Annotated in this window: 19 protein-coding genes and 2 pseudogenes; 13 read left to right on the top strand and 8 right to left on the bottom strand. The window is 70.2% G+C overall.

The window, feature by feature from the left end; all coding sequences use genetic code 11:
- A partial coding sequence (locus RIN75_RS39245; RefSeq protein ID WP_309117181.1) for a hypothetical protein occupies nt 1-380 on the bottom strand: 380 nt, incomplete at its 3' end.
- A gap of 110 nt (nt 381-490) precedes the next feature.
- On the opposite strand from RIN75_RS39245, the gene RIN75_RS39240 reads away from it, so the two are divergent.
- The 3 genes from RIN75_RS39240 to RIN75_RS39230 all read left to right on the top strand — a co-directional run bounded on the left by RIN75_RS39240 (nt 491) and on the right by RIN75_RS39230 (nt 4,989).
- Nucleotides 491-862 carry a PGPGW domain-containing protein gene (locus RIN75_RS39240; protein ID WP_309117184.1) on the top strand — a complete coding sequence of 124 codons (372 nt, stop codon included), beginning with the start codon at nt 491-493 and terminating at the stop codon, nt 860-862.
- Nucleotides 863-1,652: 790 nt separating this feature from the next.
- Complete coding sequence (locus RIN75_RS39235) at nt 1,653-2,348, top strand: GNAT family N-acetyltransferase (RefSeq protein WP_309117180.1); 696 nt, start codon at nt 1,653-1,655, stop codon at nt 2,346-2,348.
- A gap of 109 nt (nt 2,349-2,457) precedes the next feature.
- Nucleotides 2,458-4,989, top strand: a complete 2,532-nt coding sequence (locus RIN75_RS39230; protein WP_309117179.1) for a phosphocholine-specific phospholipase C — start codon at nt 2,458-2,460, stop codon at nt 4,987-4,989.
- 313 nt (nt 4,990-5,302) lie between these two features.
- On the opposite strand, the gene RIN75_RS39225 is transcribed toward RIN75_RS39230, so the two are convergent.
- Nucleotides 5,303-5,872, bottom strand: a complete 570-nt coding sequence (locus RIN75_RS39225) for a peroxidase-related enzyme (RefSeq protein ID WP_309117178.1) — start codon at nt 5,870-5,872, stop codon at nt 5,303-5,305.
- An 86-nt stretch (nt 5,873-5,958) separates the two neighbouring features.
- Between RIN75_RS39225 and RIN75_RS39220 the strand changes: the two genes are divergently transcribed.
- Entirely contained in the window at nt 5,959-6,555 is a 597-nt protein-coding gene (locus tag RIN75_RS39220) for a TetR/AcrR family transcriptional regulator (protein ID WP_309117177.1), read from the top strand.
- A gap of 68 nt (nt 6,556-6,623) precedes the next feature.
- Nucleotides 6,624-7,799, top strand: coding sequence for an MFS transporter (locus RIN75_RS39215; RefSeq protein WP_309117176.1), 1,176 nt, complete (start codon nt 6,624-6,626; stop codon nt 7,797-7,799).
- Nucleotides 7,800-7,845: 46 nt separating this feature from the next.
- Here RIN75_RS39215 and RIN75_RS39210 read toward each other — a convergent pair.
- Nucleotides 7,846-8,661, bottom strand: a pseudogene (locus RIN75_RS39210) (DMT family transporter); the annotation flags it as partial.
- Nucleotides 8,662-8,700: 39 nt separating this feature from the next.
- Here RIN75_RS39210 and RIN75_RS39205 point away from each other — a divergent pair.
- Nucleotides 8,701-9,198 (top strand): MarR family transcriptional regulator, encoded by a 498-nt coding sequence (locus RIN75_RS39205; protein ID WP_309117175.1) that lies wholly within the window; start codon nt 8,701-8,703, stop codon nt 9,196-9,198.
- Nucleotides 9,199-9,261: 63 nt separating this feature from the next.
- Entirely contained in the window at nt 9,262-10,470 is a 1,209-nt protein-coding gene (locus tag RIN75_RS39200; RefSeq protein ID WP_309117174.1) for an MFS transporter, read from the top strand.
- On the opposite strand, the gene RIN75_RS44325 is transcribed toward RIN75_RS39200, so the two are convergent.
- Together RIN75_RS44325 and RIN75_RS44320 are read right to left on the bottom strand one after the other, a co-directional pair.
- Nucleotides 10,439-10,600 (bottom strand): hypothetical protein, encoded by a 162-nt coding sequence (locus tag RIN75_RS44325; protein WP_375296081.1) that lies wholly within the window; start codon nt 10,598-10,600, stop codon nt 10,439-10,441. The genes RIN75_RS39200 and RIN75_RS44325 overlap by 32 nt on opposite strands.
- A 103-nt stretch (nt 10,601-10,703) precedes the next feature.
- Nucleotides 10,704-10,868, bottom strand: a pseudogene (locus RIN75_RS44320) (disulfide bond formation protein DsbA); the annotation flags it as partial.
- Nucleotides 10,869-11,281: 413 nt separating this feature from the next.
- On the opposite strand from RIN75_RS44320, the gene RIN75_RS44315 reads away from it, so the two are divergent.
- Entirely contained in the window at nt 11,282-11,635 is a 354-nt protein-coding gene (locus RIN75_RS44315; RefSeq protein ID WP_375296080.1) for a GNAT family N-acetyltransferase, read from the top strand.
- A gap of 404 nt (nt 11,636-12,039) precedes the next feature.
- Here the strand turns inward: RIN75_RS44315 and RIN75_RS39195 are convergent, their stop codons facing one another.
- On the bottom strand, nt 12,040-12,954 hold the full coding sequence (locus RIN75_RS39195; RefSeq protein ID WP_309117173.1) for a LysR family transcriptional regulator: 915 nt from the start codon (nt 12,952-12,954) through the stop codon (nt 12,040-12,042).
- Between the two features lie 76 nt (nt 12,955-13,030).
- Between RIN75_RS39195 and RIN75_RS39190 the strand changes: the two genes are divergently transcribed.
- Both RIN75_RS39190 and RIN75_RS39185 read left to right on the top strand, forming a co-directional pair.
- Nucleotides 13,031-13,369 (top strand): DoxX family protein, encoded by a 339-nt coding sequence (locus RIN75_RS39190; protein ID WP_309117172.1) that lies wholly within the window; start codon nt 13,031-13,033, stop codon nt 13,367-13,369.
- 252 nt (nt 13,370-13,621) lie between these two features.
- Nucleotides 13,622-14,575, top strand: coding sequence for a sigma-70 family RNA polymerase sigma factor (locus RIN75_RS39185; protein ID WP_309117171.1), 954 nt, complete (start codon nt 13,622-13,624; stop codon nt 14,573-14,575).
- Here the strand turns inward: RIN75_RS39185 and RIN75_RS39180 are convergent.
- Nucleotides 14,572-15,471 (bottom strand): S41 family peptidase, encoded by a 900-nt coding sequence (locus RIN75_RS39180; protein ID WP_309117170.1) that lies wholly within the window; start codon nt 15,469-15,471, stop codon nt 14,572-14,574. The two genes, RIN75_RS39185 and RIN75_RS39180, sit on opposite strands and share 4 nt — an antisense overlap.
- Nucleotides 15,472-15,529: 58 nt before the next feature.
- Here RIN75_RS39180 and RIN75_RS39175 point away from each other — a divergent pair, with 58 nt between their 5' ends.
- Nucleotides 15,530-16,033, top strand: coding sequence for a winged helix-turn-helix domain-containing protein (locus RIN75_RS39175; RefSeq protein WP_309117169.1), 504 nt, complete (start codon nt 15,530-15,532; stop codon nt 16,031-16,033).
- 21 nt (nt 16,034-16,054) lie between these two features.
- Here the strand turns inward: RIN75_RS39175 and rho are convergent, their stop codons facing one another.
- Complete coding sequence (gene rho / locus RIN75_RS39170; protein ID WP_309117168.1) at nt 16,055-17,440, bottom strand: transcription termination factor Rho; 1,386 nt, start codon at nt 17,438-17,440, stop codon at nt 16,055-16,057.
- Between the two features lie 3 nt (nt 17,441-17,443).
- Here rho and RIN75_RS39165 point away from each other — a divergent pair, with 3 nt between their 5' ends.
- Complete coding sequence (locus tag RIN75_RS39165) at nt 17,444-18,646, top strand: sensor histidine kinase (RefSeq protein WP_309117183.1); 1,203 nt, start codon at nt 17,444-17,446, stop codon at nt 18,644-18,646.
- Nucleotides 18,643-19,308 (top strand): response regulator transcription factor, encoded by a 666-nt coding sequence (locus RIN75_RS39160; RefSeq protein ID WP_309117167.1) that lies wholly within the window; start codon nt 18,643-18,645, stop codon nt 19,306-19,308. Before RIN75_RS39165 ends, RIN75_RS39160 begins: the two co-directional genes overlap by 4 nt.
- Nucleotides 19,309-19,401 lie beyond the last annotated feature (93 nt).

Genomic DNA, 19,401 nt, shown 5'->3' with positions numbered 1-19,401 from the left:
CGGTCCTTGGACGGCGCGGCGAAGAGATTGGACCCCCGCTCGGTGCCACACCTTTCGTTCTTGCTGTCGCGGTGGAGGTTGAGGCTGATGCCCTGCGCGGCGGGTGTGGCTTTCCCGTAGCACCTGGGTTGCCCGTCGGGTGCGTCGATGACCAGCGTCCAGTTGTGGTTCGGCGCGATGTCCAAGCGGATGATGTAGGGCCTGTCGGCGGCATCCGTCCACCGGCCGACGAACTCCGCCACGGAGTAGGGGCGTATGTCCTTCATGTAGACCCTCACGCCGAGGAGGATCACGCCGACCACCACCAAGCCGCAGAACACGTACGCCCACCAGCTGATCCGGGGTCTCGGGGCGGGTCTGGCGCCGTCCGGGGCGGTCATGCCGGGAGTCTAGTCGCGGCCATGATGAGCGCGTGCCCGTTCGAGGACGGATACTCGCTGGTGACGGCGAGAGGAGTGGTGGCGTGGCGGGCACGGTCAGGCGGGTGACGATGGGCATCGTCGGCGCGGTGGTGCTGGTGATCGGCATCGCGCTGCTGGTCCTGCCCGGTCCCGGGCTGCTGCTCGTGCTCGCGGGCCTGCTGATCCTGGCGGCCGAGTTCCCCGCGCTGGAGCGCTACGTCGACCCGGTCCGCGACCGGGCGATGAAGACGGCGGAGGAGAGCGTGTCGTCGCCGTGGCGGATCGTCGCGACCGTGCTGGGTGGTGCGGTGCTGGTCGGGCTGGGGGTGGTGTGGGGGGTGCGCGAGGACCTGCCGCTGGGCGGGTGGAGCACCGGTTCGAGCCTCATCCTGTCCGGCGTGATCATCTGGGGCTTGGTGGTGTGGAGCTACCTCCGGGTCAGAGCCAACCGTGGCACTTGAACAACGCGCAGCCGGTGACCTATTTCATGATCAGGTTCAGTCGGTTGCCCAGCGCGACATGCGTCCACGGTAGCGCTGGTGTCCACAGTGGACAGACTCCTGGCCCGCCAATTTCTGTCCGCCAGCCGCCGACGTCTCCGCGCCGACTCCGCGCCATCTCAGGCTGGGTGTGGCCACACCGGTCGCTGGCTCCCGCCTCTGCTGCAGCCCCTCCGGCCACTGCCCGCGCAGCGCCTGCTCCCAGATCACTATCCGCGCGGCGGCTGTCCCCGGGCCAATATCGGCGGGCGGCTGTCCTTGGGCGACCGTGCGCGCTGCGGCTGTCCCCGGGCGACTATCCGCGTGGCGGCTGTCCTTGGGCGACTGTGCGCGTGGCGGCTGTCCCCGGGCCACTGTGCGCGCGGGGGCCGGTCGCAGGTCGCCGTGCACGCCGCGCCAGCCCCTAGCCCTCGTCTGCGCAGTGCCGGCCTCCGGTCCCCGTCTCCATTGTCCCATTGGGGTACGACATTTTCGGCCTGCGGTGAGGACCCGTGAGGTCTGTGAGGTCTGTGAGGTCCTCTCACCCTGGTTAGAGGGTCTTACCTGCCTGAGGTGATCTCTACCTGGGTAAGAGCATCTCACCGTCGCGAGAGGATCTTGCCGGTGTTCGGCGATCTTGCGCTCGTGACGTGATCTTGCGCTTGTTTGATGCTCTCACTCGGCCGCAACCGTGTTCAGGATGTGGAAGTGGGTGGACAGGTCCGTGGGGCTAACGGATGATTCGGCCGTTTGCGAACAACGGAGGGCGGGCATGTCACCACTGGAGCCACTGGACTTTCCGGCGTGGGAATCGTTGCGCGGTCACCACGCCCGTTTCGCCGAGTGGCACGGGCAGGTGGTGCGTTACCAGCCGGACGTCGCCCCGTTCGTGGCCTTCCCGCCCCAGCCCGATGAGCGGGTCTGGCGGGACATCGCCGAGCTCGCCGGGCCGGGTGGGTCGGTGGCGGTTACGAATCTGGAACTGGAGCCGCCGTCGGGGTGGGAGGTGGAGTGGCGGGGTGAGGGTGTGCAGTTGGTGGATGACGGGGTCGACGCTGCGCCGGATGAGGAAGCGGTGCGGTTGACGGCTGCGGACGTGCCGGAGATGTTGGCGCTGGTGGAGCGCACGCAGCCTGGACCGTTCCGGTCGCGCACCATCGAGCTCGGCACCTACCTCGGCATCCGGCGTGAAGGGCGGCTGGTTGCGATGGCGGGGGAGCGCATGCGTCCGCCGGGATGGACCGAGATCAGCGCGGTGTGCACGGACGCCGCGTTCCGTGGGCAAGGGCTGGCCGCGCGGCTGGTGCTGGCGGTCGCGCACGGTATCCGTGAGCGGGGTGAGGTGCCGCTCTTGCACGCCTCGGCGGACAACACCAACGCCATCCGGCTGTACGAGTCGCTGGGCTTCCGGCTGCGTCGCCGGTCGAGGTTCCTGTCCGTCCGAGTGCCGCTGGCGGAGGTCGCCTGATCGGTAATGGTCACCTACTTGTTCACTATTGCTCGCTAATCGTCACTTCTGCTTAACTCCGCGCATCCAGCATCGCCCCGCGCCGCCCTGCTTGGACGAGGAGATGTGCATGAAACGTCGTGACCTGCTCAAAGCGGCGGCTGCCGGCTCCGGGCTCGCCCTGCTGCCCGACAGCCTCCGCCGAGCCCTCGCCATGGAAGCGCCGACCGGTGGTCTGGAGACGATCGGCCACGTCGTCGTCTTCATGCAGGAGAACCGGTCCCTGGACCACTACTTCGGCACCCTGCGCGGCGTGCGCGGGTTCAACGACCCGACCGCGATCCGCCTGCCCAGCGGCAACCCGGTGTTCCGCCAGCCCAACGGCACCGGCTACGTCCTGCCCTACCGGGTCGACGACGAGTTCATGTCCGGCACCCCGCACGGCTGGTCCGACGGCCACGCCGCCTGGAACAACGGCCGGCACGACCAGTGGATCCCGCAGAAGGGCGTGCGGACCATGACCTACCTGGACCGCGCCGCCCTGCCGTTCTACCACGCCCTCGCCGACGCCTTCACCATCTGCGACGCCTACCACTGCTCCGAGGCCGGGCCGACCAACCCGAACCGGTTCTACCTGTTCTCCGGCACGATCGGCTACGAACCCGGCACCACCAAACGCGCCATCGGCAACGACAGCTGGCAGAACCCGGGCCACACCGGCTACACGTGGACCAGCTACGCCGAACGGCTCCAAGCCGCCGGCAAGTCGTGGCGGGTGTACCAGGAGTGGGACAACTACGGCGACAACTCGCTGGACTACTTCGCGTCGTTCCTCGCCGTGGGGCGCAAGGCGTTGGCGCTGACCAAGGACTCGGCGGGCAAGCCGTACACCAAGCTGGAGTACTTCTACTACGCGCTGGCGTCGGCGTCGGTCACCCGGCAGAACGAGCTGCTGGCCCAGTTGAACCAGGGGCTGGCGACGTTGAGCCCGGCGGAGCGCTCCCTGTACGACCGGGGTTTGGCGCGGGAGCGGCCGGGGCGGCTGGCGGCGGCGTTCAAGGCGGACGTCGACGCGGGGCGGTTGCCGGCGGTGTCGTGGGTGGTGGCGCCGGAGTCGCAGAGCGAGCACCCGGACTGGGGTCCGAACACCGGCGCCGAGCTGGTGAAGCAGGTGCTGGACGCGCTGGCGTCCAAGCCCGAGGTGTGGAACAAGACCGTGTTCCTGCTCAACTACGACGAGAACGACGGGTTCTTCGACCACATCCCGCAACCCGCGCCGCCTGTGTCCACTTCGGATGGTCTGTCCACGGTGCCGACCACCGACGAGATCTACCTGTCCGCGCCGATCGGCCTGGGCCAGCGGGTGCCCATGCTCGTGGTGTCGCCGTGGAGCCGCGGCGGCAAGGTGTGCTCGGAGGTGTTCGACCACACGTCGGTCCTGCGGCTGCTGGAGAAGTGGACCGGGGTCGCCGAGCCGAACATCTCGCCGTGGCGGCGCGCGGTGTGCGGCGACCTGACCTCGACCCTGGACACCACCACGGCCACCGCGCCGTACCCGTCCCTGCCGACCCCCGTACCCACGGACGGCCCGCGCCCGACCTCGCCGACCCCGCCCGCCGTGCAGACCATGCCGGTGCAGGAAGCCGGCGTCCGCACGGCCCGTCCGCTGCCGTACCGGTTCACGGTGTCCGGTCGGGTGACGGCGGAGAAGTTCTGGATCGACTTCACCAACACCGGCACCGCCGGCGCGCACTTCTACGTCTACGCCAACGCTTTTCGCACCGACGGGCCGTGGCGGTACACGGTCGAGGCCGGGAAGACCCTGTCGGACTACTGGCAGGCCGGCACGCCGACCGGTGCGTACGACCTGAACGTGGTGGGTCCCAACGGTTTCCTCCGCCGCTTCGCCGGCAACCGGGCCACCGCGACGACGTCGGGCAACCCCAACCCCGAGGTCGTGCTGCGCGAGGGTGACGGCGTGGTGTGGCTGTCGATGACCAACGCCGGCGGCAAGTCGTGCACGCTGACCGTGCGAGCCGACAACCGCGGCGGCGGCCCGTGGACCTACACCGCGGACCCGGGTGCGACCAAGGAGGACTGGTTCTCCGTCGGCGGTGGCATGAACGGTTGGTACGACTTGACCGTGACCGGTCCCGACGGCTTCGCCCGCCGCTTCGCCGGCCACGTGGAGACGGGTGCGGAGAGCACCAGCGACCCGGTGATGGGGTCTTCGCCGCTGCCGCGCACGGTGAAGTTCGTGGACAGCCAGGAGACGTCCGGCGAGAACGGCACGGGCACCAACGCCGCCGACGGCAAGCCGAGCACCCACTGGCACACGAAGTGGTCCGGCACCCCCGACCCGTTGCCGCACGAGATCCACCTGGACCTTGGCACGACCCGCACCCTGACCGCCGTGGCGTACTTGCCGCGCCAGGACGGTGGGGCGAACGGTCGGGTGGGCCGGTACGAGATCTACGTCAGCGCGGATGGGGTCAACTGGGGGACGGCGGTCGCGACGGGCACGTTTGCGGACGATGCCAGCCAGAAGACTGTCCGGTTGTGGCCTGTGGAGACGAGGTACGTGCGCTTGCGCGCTTTGACCGAGGCCGGTGGCCGTGGTCCGTGGACGTCGGCGGCTGAGGTGATCCCGTTGGGCTGGTGACCCGACGACGGACGGCACGCGGCCGGTGCCAGCCCCACCACAAGCTGCCACCGGCCGCACCACCGTCGCACCACCCCGCGGCATCCTCGACTCCCGCGATCCCTCCACCCGGCCGCGATCCCGTGGTACCGCCGTCATGCCGCCGCGCCGGCGTGGTCTGGGGCCGCCGGTCCAGTGCGGATGTCCGGCGGGGCGGCCTGCGGGGGCGGAGCGGCGGGGGTGGGTGTGGGGCCGTGATGCGGGAGGGGGCCGTTGTGCCGCGCTCCTTGTTCACGGGACGCGCGACCGCGGGAAAAGTCGCGGAATCTGCATGTCACACGTTGGTGTGATCCGGGCTGGGCGCGGTGGCGTACCCGTGGGTCACGATGTGGGTGGCTGAGGTTTCGTAGGCTGCGGGGTCGGTTGGGGCCAGGGTGCCCAGGCCGTCCACGTAGCGGTTGTACATGCAGAACGCCGCGGCGATCAGGACGGTGTCGTGGATCTCCACGTCGGTCGCGCCCTCGGCACGGGCCGACGCCACCAAGTCCTCGGTCACCTTGCGGCCGGAGGACTGGACGGCGGTGGCGATCGCCAGAAGGGCGCGCAGCTTGGGGGAGATGGGGGCGGTGGCCGGGTTGGTGCACGCCTGGGTCACCAGGTCCATGCCCTCGTCCAGTTGCGCGGCGGCGAAGGCGGCGTGGGAGTTGTGGCAGAACCCGCACTCGTTCAGGCCCGACACGTGGGCCGCGATCAGTTCGCGTTCGCCTCGGGACAGCGAGTTCGGCCCGCGCAGCAGCACCTCGGCCAGCTGGTTGAGCGGTCCCGCGGTCTCCGGGCGGTAGGTCAGGAGGCCCGTGATGCCGGGCAGGAGGGTCTCGTCGACGCCCAGGTCGATGTGTGCCATGGGAGAACCGTAGCGGCGTGGCGATGGGGAAATGGTGCTCAACCTCGTATTGGACTGATTGTTTCAGAACTGCTAGCGTCACCCACGTGGCCCGACCGAAGAACTTCGACGAAGAGCGCGCGCTCGACGCCGCCATGCGCGCCTTCTGGGTCAACGGCTACCACGCCACCTCCACCCAGGACCTGTGCGAGGCCACCGGTCTGGGCCGCAGCAGCATCTACAACACCTTCACCAGCAAGCACGAACTGTTCACCCGCGCCCTCTCCCGCTACGCCGAAGCGATGTCCGCGCGCCAGCTCCAGATCCTCGAAGATTCGGGGAGGAGCCCGCTCGGCCGCATCCGCGCGCTGCTCGAACTCGTCCTCGCCGGGGAGGAGGAGAACCGGCGTGGTGGGCGGGGGATCGGGTGTCTCACCGTCAACACCGTCGTCGAGCTGGGTGACACCGATCCCGAGGCGGCTCGGGTGATCGACCGGGACCACGATCGTCGGATCGCGGCGTTGCGGGCGGTGATCGAGCAGGGGCAGCGGGACGGGGAGATCCGGACGAGTCGTGACGCCGAGCAGTTCGCGCGCTTCCTCAACTCCGTCGTCGCCGGCATCCGGGTCGCCGGGCAGGGTGGCGCGGACCGTGAGGTGCTCGAAGGGATCGCCGTGACCGCGTTGGACGCCCTGATCGTCTGAGACGAGCCAACCGCGGCCTTTGTGCCGCCCTGATTATGTACTGATCAATCCAAAACGGGGGAACCACCGTGCCACGTGCCGTGTACGTCGTCGCCATCGGCGTCTTCGCCATGGTCACCAGCGAGTTCGTCGTCGCCGGCCTGATGCCGCAGATGGCCGCCGGACTCGACGTCACCATCCCGCAGATCGGCTACCTGATCACCGCGTTCGCCGTCGCGATGACCTTCGGCGGCCCGGTCCTCGCCGTCGCCCTCATGCGGCTGCGCCCGAAGCGGGCGCTCATGGTGTTGTTCGCGGCGTTCGTCCTGGGCAACGCCCTGGCCGCCGCCGCGCCGACCTACGCCGTCATGCTGGTCGCCCGCGTGCTCACCGGCGTCACCACGCAAGCCTTCTTCGGCGTCGCGATCACCCTGTGCTTCCAGCTCACCCGCCCGGAGGTGAGCGGACGGGCGGTCTCGGTCGCGCTCAACGGGTTGATGCTGGGCACCCTGCTCGGCCTGCCGTTTTCCACCCTCATCGGTGAGCACCACGGTTGGCGCACCGCGTTCTGGGTCATCACCGGCGTCGCCGTGCTCGCCGCGATCGCGACCGCGCTCGGCGTGCCGGACGTCGAACGCGCCCAGAACGGCGGCAACCTCAAGGAGGAACTGACCGTCTTCCGCAGCCCGCGGCTCTGGCGGGTGCTGTCCACCAGCACGCTGGTGATCGGCGCGACCTTCGCCGCGTTCAGCTACTTCAACCCGATCCTCACCCAGGTCACGGGCTTCGCGACCGGCACCGTGCCCGTGCTGCTCATCGCATACGGCGCGGCCACCCTGATCGGCAACACGGTCGTGGGCCGGCTCGCCGACCGCCACACCCTGCCCGTCCTCGTGGTCGGCCTGGCGCTCAACACCGTGTTCCTGGCCGGTTTCGCCGTTCTCGCGGACGCGAAGGCGCCGGCCGTGGCGGCCGTGCTGGGGATCGGCTTGGTCGGTGTGACCATGAACCCGGCGATGGCGACCAGGGTCCGGCGGGCCGGCAACGCCCGGTCGCTGGTGAACACCGTGCACACGTCGTTCATCACGCTCGGGATCATCATCGGCTCGTCGGTCGGCGGGCTGCTGATCACGGCGTTCGGTCTGCGCGCGCCGTTGTGGCTGGGTGCGGGGATGGCGGTGGCGGGTCTGCTGACGCTGCTGCCGGATCTGCGCGCTCGCCGGTCGGTCGAACAAGACCGGCCGGCCGCCGAAGTCGCGGTGTGACCGGGCGCTTCAGGCGGCGGACCGCGGGTTGGCCGAGCAGTACGCCGGTCAGGACCAGGGCTAGGCCGAGGAACTGGTGTGCCGTCAGGAGTTCGCCGCCCACGACCATGCCCAGCACGACGCCGGTGACCGGGTTGAGCAGGCCGATCAAGCCCACCGCGCCCGCGTCCAGGTGGCGCAGACCGGTGAACCACGCGGCGAACGCGACCGCCGTTGCGACCACGGCCACGTAGGTGAACGCGGCGGTGCTGCTGGGCGTGAGTGGTGGGAAAGCGCTCTCGGTTGCCAGTGCGGCGGCGGCCAGGACCAGGCCGCCGGCGATGAGCTGCCACGACGTGACGGACAGGACGTTCGCTGTGGCGCCCCATTTCTTGGTCAGGATGTGGCCGAACGCGGACATCAGCATCGCGGCGGTCGCGGCGGCGAGCCCGAGCGGGTTGAACGCGTCGATGCCTGTCGCGAACATCAGGACCACGCCACCGATGCCGATCACTGCGCCGGTGACGGCGAGGATGTGGGGTCGTTCGGCCAGGGCGAGCCATGCCAACGCCATCATCACGGCGGGGGACAGGGCCATGACCGTGGAGGCCAGGCTGGTTGGGAGGAGTTGGGCGGAGACGTAGACCAGTGCGAAGAACGCGCCCATGTTCAAGGTTCCCAGCACGAGCGAGCGCCACCACCAGTCCCCGCGCGGGAGTTCGCGGCGCACCGCGAGCAGCAGGAGTCCGGCGGGGAGGGCGCGCAGGGCCGAGCCCCACAGCGGGCTGTCGGCGGGCAGGAAGTGGTGCGTGACGTAGTAGGTCGAGCCCCAGGCGATCGGCGCGACGGCCGTGAGGACCGCCCACCGGGAGGTAGCTTCCACGGAAGACAATATAGCTTCCGTGGAAGGTATAGTGGGCGGGTGACCGATCGCGTGGCCCGTATCCAGGCCGAATGGGCGCGGGAACGTCCTGATGTCGACGTCTCGCCGCAGGCTGTCATCGGGCGTCTGCACCGGCTTGCCGCGGTGTTGACCGAGCAGTTGACCGTCGTGTACCGCCGGCATGGGTTGGGCGAGGGGGAGTTCGACGTGCTCGCGGCGCTGCGGCGGGCGGGGCCGCCCTACGAGCGGGCGCCGGGTGAGTTGGCGCAGCACACCATGGTCACGACGGGGGCGATCACCAAGCGGATCGACCGGCTGGAGCGCGACGGGTTGGTGACGCGGCGGTCCGAGGGGTCGGACGGGCGGCGGCGGGTGGTCGCGTTGACGGCGGCCGGTCTGCGGGTCATCGACCGGGCGTTCACCGAGCACATGGCCAACGAGCGGCGGTTGCTGGACCTGGTCGACCCCGAGGATGCGCTTGTGTTGGAGCGGATCTTGGCGGAGTGGTTGCGGCACTTCGAGGGTCCCACGTCGTAGGACTCCGGGTCCCGAGATCGTGAGCTATGCGAAGATTCCTCGGAACTCGTGGGGGGAGTCGTCGTGAGCGTCGCGGTCGAAGAGGTGCCCGGGGACCTGAGGATGGCGCGCCGGCTGTGGCCGTTGATGCTCGCGTCCGCGGTGTCCTTGTTGCCGTACACCATTTTTGGCACGTTCCTGGTGCGCATCGCGCGTGACGCGAACACCAGTGCGGCGGTGATGGGCGGGTTGCGCGGGCTTGGGGGACTGGCGGCTCTTGCGGCGGGGGCGGTTCTTGCGCCGTTGCTGGACCGGGTGGCTCGGTTGCGCGCGGCGGCGTTCGGGCTGGTGGCTTTGGCGGTGGCGTCGCTGATCGGTGTGATCGGGCACGTGGTCGCGACCGCGGTGTTCTGCGCGTTGGTCGGCGCGGCGATGGCGGTGGTCAACCCGGCGCTCACCGCGTCGGCGGCCGATCGGTTCGGCGACGGGGCTGCTGCTGGGCGTGCCGCGACCTTGGTCACCGCTACCGGTGCGCTCACGGTGATGCTGGCCGCGCCGGTCGTGGCGTTGCCGGCGTTGGTGTGGGGGTGGCGGGGCGACCTCGTGATGACTGCGGTGCTGGCGTTGGCGTTGGCGGTCGTGTTCCACGTGCGGCCCGGTCGGGTGTTGCCGGCGTCCGGGTTGGGGTACTTGGCTTCGTACCGGGCGTTGCGGGGGTTGCGGCCGTTGTTGGCCGTGGCGTTTCTGCGGGCCGCGGCTTTCATGGGGCACCTGTCGTACCTCGCGTTGATCTACGACGCGGGGTTCGGGTTGTCGCCTGGGGCGTTCGCGCTGGTGTGGACGTTGAGCGGGGGGACGTACTTCGTCGGCAACCTGGTCGCCGGGCGGGTTGTGGGGTCGGGGCGGGTGATGGCGCACCACGTGATGTTCTGGGCGTTGGCGGTGTCGTTGGTGGCGATGGTGGGGATCTACTTCACCGGGGTGCTGCCGGTCGCCGTGGTTTTGACGGGTGTGTTGGGGTTGTGCCACTCGGCTGTGGCGGCGTGCGTGATCACGTTGATGGTTCGGCGTGGTGGCGAGGCTCGGGGTACGGCGCTGGGGGTGACGGGGGCGGCGGTCAACCTCGGGACGTTCGCCGGGGCGGCGGTCGGCGGGGTCGGGCTGGGGGTGGCGGGGTTGCCGGGGGCGGCGGTTGTGTTCGGGGGGATCACGGTGTTGTCGCTGGTGCCGGCTGGGTTGGTGTGGCGGTCGGAGCTTGTGGTCAGACGGGCTTCCGCGTCCGGCCGCGTTTGAGTTCGAAGAAGCCGTCGGTGGTGGCTAGTTGGGCGATGCCGTCCCAGAGGCGCCCGGCGGCTTCGCCTTGTGGGGCTGGGGTGACGACGGGGCCGAAGAAGGCGTTGACGGTGCCGGTTGGGGTGGGGATGTGGAGGGCGGGGACGCCCAGGTCTTCGCCGAGCTTGCTCGGCGGCTTGTTCGATGGCGGCTTGTTGGGCGGCGGCGACCACGCGGGCCGGGCCCCAGCGGGCGTCGAGCCAGTCGCGGTACCAGGGGTCGACTTCGCGGGCTTCGTTGTGGATGGAGAGGCTGAAGATGCGGAAGCGGGGGTGGACTGGGCGGACTTGTTCGACTTCGAGCAGCCAGCGGAAGGCGACCCAGGCCCAGGGGCAGACCGGGTCGAACCAGAGGTCCACTGTGGTCACTTCGTTGCTCCTCGTTGGTGGTGGGGGTGGGGTTCGAGGTGAGGGTAGGGGTGGGTTGGACCTGTGTTCAGGGCCAAATTGGGTGCGTTTTTTGGGCCACTTTGGATTGATCGATTTCTTTCGGTTGACAGTTCCCTTGTGGAGCGGGGTGGTTCGGTAGGGTTGATCAGGTGGACGGCGGTCGGTGGAGTTGGGGGTCCGAAATGATCACCGGATTGGGTGACATGCAGGATCTGCGACCAAACGCCGACTCGCGCGTCCCGTAAACAAGGAGCGCGGGACAACGGCCCATCTTCACACCCACGGCCCCCGCTCGACCTGACTCAACTCGGCCGCGGCTCGGCTGGCCCCGTTGGGTGTGGGCTCGGCTGGCACGAGGTGGCTAGGCTGGTTGGTCGGCTCGGCTGGCGGGGCGGGCGCGGCTAGAGCACGCCGGGCGGCCGGTCGGCTATGGCGAACTTTGGCTGGATGAGTGCGAGACCGAGCTGGCTCGCCTGATCGTTGCCCCGAGCGTCCGCGGTCGAGGTGTCGGCCGGGACTTGGTGCGCCACTTGACCGCCCTTGCGTTGGTCCGTGGTCCGAACGTCTTCATGCGCGTCCATCCCGCAAACGCAGCCGCCTTGCGTTGCTACCGCGGGGCCGGGTTTGTCGATGTGGACCCGGCGTTGGCGGAGGAGTGGAACGTCGCGCAACCGGTGTCGTACGTCTGGCTTGCCCATCAGTCGTCAGCCGATTCCGCGCCGCCGAGGCAATCCTAGCCGGCAGCCCATCCCGCGTTGCCGCACGTTCCCAGTCCTGGTCGGACTTGGTGTTCGCCAGGCTCAACCGCCTGTGACGGTCGGCGAGCTTGAGGTGGACCCCGGTCGGCCGAACCTCGGGCGAGGTTCAGCCGCGTCGGGGCCGGAGCGCTTGTGAGCCGCGTGCGGGGTTTAGCCGCGCGGGGCGAGTTGGGCCGAGGCGGGTGGGGTGTGGCGTTGGGATAAGCGCGGGGGTGGGGCGGGGGCGCGGGGTCGGGGCGAGGGGGTGGGATTGGGGCGGGTGGCATTGGGGCGAGGGGGTGGGATTGGGCTGGGCGCGGGGTTGGGTTGGGTGGGCGGGTCGGGTGGGTGTGGGTGGGGTTGGGGGAAGAGGTGGCGGGAAGGTGGGTGGTGGGTGGTGGTGTCTACTGTGGACGGTTGAGGGTGGCGGGTGGGGGTGGGGTGGATTGGCAGGCGGTTATGAAGGCGGTTAGGGGTGGGGGTTCCGGGGTGGATTTGGGCCAGGCTAGGCAGAGGTGGGAGGGGCTTATGCCGGTGACCGGGCGGTACGTGATGCCCGGGCGGGTGTAGAAGCGGGTGGCGGACTCTGGGGCTAGGGCTATGCCGTAGCCGTTCGCGATGGCTTGTAGCCACTCATCTGGTTGGTCTGTTACGGCGCCGATCTTTGGTGGCTTCTCGCGGTGTTCGGTGGCTAGCCAGTAGTCGCGCCAGGCGCCGGTTTCTGGTGGGGCGGCTACGAAAAGTTCGTCCTCGAGGGCGCTGAAAGGGATCGTCGTGTGAGCTGCTAGAGGGTGGGTGTGGGGTAGGGCTACCCATCTTGGTTCGGTTTGGAGGATGTGGAGGTTGTAGGCGTCCTGGGTGGGGAAGGGGAGGCGCAGCAGGGCGGCGTCGACCTCGCCTGTGGCTAGGCCGGCCGTGGGGTCGGACCAAGACGATTGGCGCATCTCCACCTGCCAGCCGGGGCACAGGCGGGTGAAAGTGGCGATGATGTCGGGGGTGGCCTCGTTGGCGGCGCTGGCCAGGAAGCCGACCCGCAAAACCCGCGCCGCGTGACTCGCGGTGGCTTTGGTGGAGCGTAGGACGTCGTCGCACAAGGACAGGAGAGCGGGAGCGCGGGTGGCCAGGGTTTGGCCTGCTTCGGTCAGGGTCATGCCGGAGCGGGAGCGGGTGAACAGGCGCACCGACAGGTGGGCTTCCAGGCGGCGGAGTTGCTTGGTCAAGGCCGGTTGGGACACGTACAGGCGTTCGGCGGCTCGGGTCAGGCTGCCCTCTTCGGCGATGGTCAGGAAAGTCCGGAGCAACTGCGTGTCCACATCCATTCCGGCAGGTTATAGAAGCTGCTATTGGACGTGGGAGAGCGGGGAGGTGAGGGTGGAGGCAGCACAGGGAGGGTGAATGTCTACTGCATACGTTGTGGTGGCCGTGGTGACCGTGGTGGCGAACCTGGTGGCGGCCGGGGTGGACTACGCACGTAGTAAGTGGGTGTTGGCGAACATGGCTGCCTACGGGTTGCCCTCGTCGTGGATCGTGCCGCTGGGGGTGGTCAAGACAGCGGGGGCCTTGGGGTTGGTGGCCGGGTTTGTGGTGCCGTGGGTGGGGGTGGCGGCTGCGGTGGGGTTGGTGGTCTATTTCGTTGGCGCTGTGGCGGTGGTGGTTCGGGCTCGGCGGTGGGGGGATGTGGTTTATCCGTCGGTCTTCCTGGGGCTGGCGGTGGCGGTGCTGGTGTTGGGGTGACGGCGGGTTGGCATGCCGGCGGCCGTGATCGACACCGCGTCGATGGCAGGTTTCCTTGCGCGCATGGCGTCTGGGGCGTTTCCGAGGCGGACGCCGGACCGGTCGACGCGGTGCTGGTGGAAGCCGTGGAGTACGGGCTCGCGCCGCGCTCGGTCATCGTCACCGACGCCCACGAGGTCTGGGCCCTCACTGCGTCCGGACGGTGTGACTCCCGCCCGGCGCGGTTACCCCAGTCGCGGGAGGTGACCCACGATGACACCGCACCGGCGCGCCGAACCCGCCGAGCGCGACGACGAACCGGACCTGGTGCGCCAGTACCTCAAGCAGATCTCGGCGACACCCCTGCTGGACGCCGCGCAGGAGGTCGTCCTGGCCAAGCGGATCGAGGCCGGGGTGTACGCGGAGCAACTGCTCCGCCGCGACGACCGCGACGACCTGCCGCCCGACCGCCGCCGCGACCTGGAGACCCTCGTCCGCGAGGGCCAGGCCGCGACGGACCACATGATCCGGGCCAACCTCCGCCTCGTGGTGTCGGTGGCGAAGAAGCACTACCACCGCGGCCTGCCGCTGCTGGACCTGGTCCAGGAGGGCAACCTGGGGCTGATGCACGCGGTGGAGAAGTTCGACTACGCCAAGGGGTACAAGTTCTCCACCTACGCGACCTGGTGGATCCGGCAGGCCATCGAACGCGCCATCGCCACCCACACCCGCACCGTGCGGCTGCCCGTCCACGTCGTGGAGGAGATCGCCAAGCTGGGCAAGCTCGAACGCAAGCTGCACCTGAGCCTGGGGCGTGAGCCGACGGTGGAAGACCTCGCCGAAGCGGCCGGGATGACGCCCGAGCGGGTCACCGAGCTGCGCCGGATCGGCCGGGAGGCGATCAGCCTGGACACCCCGGTCGGCGACGACGGCGAGACCCGCGTCGCCGACCTCATCCAGGACACCGACGTGATGTCCGCGCCGGAGGTCGCCGAGCACCAGGCGCTGGCCGCGGAGCTACGGGCGCTGGTCGACACCCTGCCGCCGCGCGAAGCCCTCATCATCACGTTGCGCTACGGCCTGCACGGGGGCGAGCCGTGCACGTTGCAGCAGGTGGCGGAGCGGGTCGGGGTGACCCGGGAACGCATCCGCCAGCTCGAACGCCAGGCCATGGCCGCCCTGCGCGCCCCCGAGCGCCACGAGCCGCTGTTGGCGTGGGCCAGTTAGGCCGGTGACGCGGAGTCACCGAGGTGGCTCAGGGCCTCGCGGTGGGCGCGGTCCAGGGCCTCGTCGGCGGGGACGGCGATGTCGGGTCGGACCCCGATCAGCTCCCAGTTCGTGCCGGACACCGGGTTGATCGCGCGGGCGGTCGGGATGGTGGCCTCCAGGTGCGGGTGGACGGTGAAGCCCCGGCGCGGGTGGGCGCCGCCGCCGGTCGTCTCGCCGACGATGGTGGCGCGCTTGAGCTGTTGCAGGTCGTAGGACAGCTCCTCGGCGGCCGAGAACGTGGTCCCGCTGGTCAGCACGTACACCGGCTTCGACGGGTCGAACCGCGGACCCGGCACCACCGGCAGGCTCCAGAACTGGTGGGACGACTCGTCGTCGCGCTGGTACATGGTGTTCAAGTGGGTCGGCTCGGCCAGCAGGTAGCTGCACACCAGCGCCACCGTGTGCGGGTCGCCGCCCCGGTTGCGGCGCAGGTCGATGATCAGCGCCTCCGCGCGTGCGACCAGCGTGAACGCGGCGGCCACCACGTCCGCGCACAGCCGCACCGGGAACAGGTAGGGCGCCAGTTCGAGGTGCGCCACGCGGCCGGGGAGCTGCCGCAGGAGGGGCACACCGCCCATGGCCAGGTCCAGTTCGCGGCGGATCTGGTGTTCGGCGGCCGCGTCGTCGCCTTCGGGCACCTCGTCGACGTGGTGTTTGAGGCGCAGGTGCCGGTCCCCGTTGACCGACTGGAGGTCCTCGGTGACGAGTTTGCCCAGCTCCTCCGGGGTGGTCGCGGTGGCGTAGTGGTCGGTGCGGCCGGCCAGGAAGGTGTCGAGCCGGGCGGCGACGTCGGGGAACACGTAGTGCTCCACCAGTAGTTCGCGGGTCCGGGTGACGATCGACGTGGTGTCCATGGCCGGGAGTAGACCAGCGGGCTTGCGAAAGCGTCAAGAGAGTTAGACACTTTCCCTCGTGGACGACTGGCTGGAGATCGGCAGGCCCGAGCAGTTCAAGGCGCTGTCCCACCCGCTGCGGCAGCGGCTGCTGTTCGCGCTGGGCCGGGAACCGGCGACGATCAGCCAGCTCGCGGTGTCGTTGGGCGCGCAGAAGGGCAACGTCGGCCACCACCTCAAGGTGCTGCGCGAGGCCGGACTGGTGCGCGTGGTCGAGACCCGCAAGGTGCGCGGCGGGACCGAGCAGTACTACCAGCGCGCGGCGAAGCGCATGTCCTACAGCAGTTCGCCGGTCGAGCACACGCAGGCGATCTTCGGCGCGGTCGCGGAGGAGGTGTCGCGGGCGGCGGAGCAGCCGCTGGTCGTCCTGCGCCACCTGCGGCTGACCGGGGAGGTGGCGGCGCGGATGGCGAAAGCGTTGCAGGACATCGTCGACGAGGCGCAGGACGCGGGGGAGGGCGAGGCCGTGCACGGCGTCCTGGTGGCCCTGTACCGGCAGCCGGGTGTCACACCGGGCGCGTGAGCCGGGTCAGGAACTCGGCAGTCACGCCGGGCGGGTGAGCTGGCTCAGGAATTCGGCGTTGGTGCGGGTCTTGCGCAGGCCGTCGAGCAGGACGTCGACCGCCTCGCGGCCTTCGAGGGCGCGGCGCAGGATGCGGGTGACGGCGAGTTCTTGTTGGGACAGCAGGAGTTCGTCCTTGCGGGTGCTGGACTGCTCGACGTCGATGGCCGGGAACACGCGGCGGGCGGCGGTCTTGCGGTCCAGCTTCAGCTCGGCGTTGCCGGTGCCCTTGTACTCCTCGAAGATCACCGTGTCGCCCGTGGAACCGGTCTCCACCAACGCGGTCGCGAAGATGGTGAGCGAGCCGCCGCCCTCGATGTTGCGGGCCGCGCCGAGGAAGCGCTTGGGCGGGATCAGGGCGCTGGAGCTGATGCCGCCGGTGAGGATGCGGTCGTGCGCGGGCGCGGCGAGGTTGTAGGCGCGGCCCAGGCGGGTCAGCGAGTCGAGCAGGACGACGACGTCCCGGCCCGCCTCGACCAGCCGCTTCGCGCGCTCGATCGCCAGTTCGGCGGACGCGATGTGCTCGGCGGGCGCGCGGTCGAACGTGGACGCCACCACCTCACCCGGCACCGTCCGCTGGATGTCGGTGACCTCCTCGGGGCGTTCGCCGACCAGCACGACGATCAGGTGGCACTCCGGGTTGTTGCGGCTGATCGCGTGCGCGATCGCTTGCAGCACAGTGGTCTTGCCCGCCTTGGGCGGCGCGACGATCAAGGCGCGCTGGCCCTTGCCGACCGGCATCACCAGGTCGATCACGCGGGTGGTGAGGTCGTGCGGGTCGTGCTCCAGGCGGAGCCGCTCCGTCGGGTGCAGCGGGACCAGGTCGGCGAAACCGGGGCGCCGCAACGCTTTCGCCGGGTCTTCGCCGTTGACCGAGTCGACCTCGACCAGCGGCGGGAACTTCTGCTTGCCGGTGGCGGCGCCGGACGCGCCGGTCACCAGGTCGCCGCGGCGCAGGCCGTGGCGGCGCAGCAGGGCTTGCGGGACGAACACGTCCGCGGGTCCGGGCGTGTAGCCGGTGGTGCGGAGGTAAGCGGTGTCGTGGTGGATGTCGAGGACGCCGGCGACGGGCGTCCTCGGCTCGATTTCTTGTGCTCTGGCAAGGGTTGCGGTCATGGTGAGATGTCCTTTCCGGACAGACGCGCGCTGTTGAGCGGCGCGGAGGTGAAGGCGAACCGCGGGGAGGGGTTCGAGCCTTGGTGGAGATCGTCCGGCGGGAGGCTGCGGCCAACATCCGCTCGGTGGACAGCACCACCGTACCGGACGGTCCGCGCGCCGGCAACATCGGTTACCGTTCGCACCGTGACGACCTCCGACTCGTGGAGCGACTGGCGCCGACCCGGACCCACGGCAGCGCAGCGCCGCCACGACATGTGGCTCGCGCTGGGCGTGCTGGTCGGCTCGGTCGTGGTGAACCTGCTGGTGCGCAGCATGGGCGCGTACGCGCAGGGCGTGTCCGGCCCTCCGCTGGTCGAGCAGTTGCTGTGGGGCGCGGCGGTCAGCCTGCCCCTCGCGGTGCGGCGCCGCTACCCGATGACGGTGCTGCTGGTGGTCAGCGCGGCGTTCATCGGGGGCCAGGCCCGGCACATCGGGGACAACCTCGTGCCGTCGATCGCCCTGTTCAGCGCGATCTACACGGTCGGCGCGTGGAGCCAGGACCGGGGGCGGGCGCGGCTGGCGCGCATCGGCGTGATCGTGGTCATGTTCGGCTGGCTCGGGTTCAACGTGTCGCGGTTCATGCTGAGCCCGTCGGGCTCGTTCGAGGGCGCCCTCGGGCCGCTGGACCCGGTGCTGGCGTCGGTGCTCTACGGCGTCGCGTTCAACGTGCTGTTCTTCCTGTCCGCCTACTACTTCGGCGGCACGGCGTGGCTGTCCGCGCGGCGCAAGGAGGAGCTGGAGCGCCGGGCGGAGGAGTTGCGGCGCTCGCAGGAGCAGAACATGCGCGGCGCGGTGGTCGCCGAACGGGTGCGCATCGCGCGCGACCTGCACGACGTGGTGGCGCACCACGTGTCGGTGATGGGCGTGCAGGCGGGCGCGGCGCGGCGGGTGCTGGACCGGGACGTCGAACTGGCCCGGTCGGCGCTGCAAACCGTGGAGGACACCGCCCGGACCGCGATCGGCGAGCTGCGCGGGCTGCTCGGGGTGCTGCGGGCCGAACCCGCGGGCGACGTCCTGGGCGCGTCCGGCGGCGAGACGTCCTCGCCCGGGCTGGACCAGGTGCCCGAACTGGTGACCATGACCCGGTCGGCCGGGCTGGAGGTCAAGCACGGCGTGTACGGGGACCCGCGGCCGGTGCCGGAGGGCGTGGCGGTGTCGGTGTACCGGATCGTGCAGGAGGCGTTGACCAACGTGGTGAAGCACGCGGGCGCGGGCACCGCGGACGTGCGGCTGCGGTTCCTGGAGACGGCGCTGGAGGTCGAGGTGGCCGACGACGGCCGCGGGGTCTCCGCTTCCTCGGACGGGGGTTTCGGGTTGGTGGGGATGCGGGAGCGGGTCGCCGTGCACGGCGGAACGCTTGAGGCCGGGCCGCGTCGTGACGGCGGGTTCCGGGTGCGGGCGAGGTTCCCGGCATGACGGTGCGCGTGGTGCTCGTGGACGACCAGGACCTGGTGCGGGCGGGGTTCCGGGTCATCCTCGGGACGGAGGACGGGGTCGAGGTCGTCGGCGAGGCGCGCGACGGCCTGGAGGCGGTCGAGGTCGTCGGGCGGCTGCGGCCGGACGTGGTGCTGATGGACGTCCAGATGCCCGGGGTCGACGGGTTGGAGGCGACGCGGCGCATCCTCGGGCCGGCGGGCGCGGACAGCCCGATCAAGGTCGTGATCCTGACGACGTTCGACCGCGAGGACTACCTGTTCGAGGCGCTGCGGGCGGGGGCGAGCGGGTTCCTGCTGAAGAACTCCTCGCCCGAGGACCTGGTGGACGCGGTGCGGGTGGTCGCGCGGGGCGACGCGCTGCTGTCACCCGAGGTCACCCGCCGGGTGATCGCCCGGTTCACCTCGCCCGCGACGTCGACGCCGGCGTCCCGGCCGCCTTCGCTGACCGATCGCGAGTTCGAGGTGCTGGTGCACCTGGCGCGCGGGGCGAGCAACGCCGAGATCGCGTCGGCGCTGTACCTGGGGGAGACCACGGTGAAGACGCACGTGTCGCGCATCCTGGCCAAGTTGGGCTTGCGGGACCGGACGCACGCCGTGGTGTTCGCCTACGAGCACGGGATCGTCGCACCCGGCCAGGGCTGACGGGCGTTCGTGTCTGAACGGGGTCCTCCGCGCGGAGGACCCCGGGAGTCGATCTCGCGCCGGACGTGCGGCGGGGCCGTGGCGCATAGCGTT

Source organism: Saccharothrix sp. (genome assembly GCF_031180885.1).
Lineage (GTDB): Bacteria > Actinomycetota > Actinomycetes > Mycobacteriales > Pseudonocardiaceae > Actinosynnema.
Note: the sequence above shows the minus strand (reverse complement) of the source record. Positions and strands in the feature narration are given on the sequence as shown.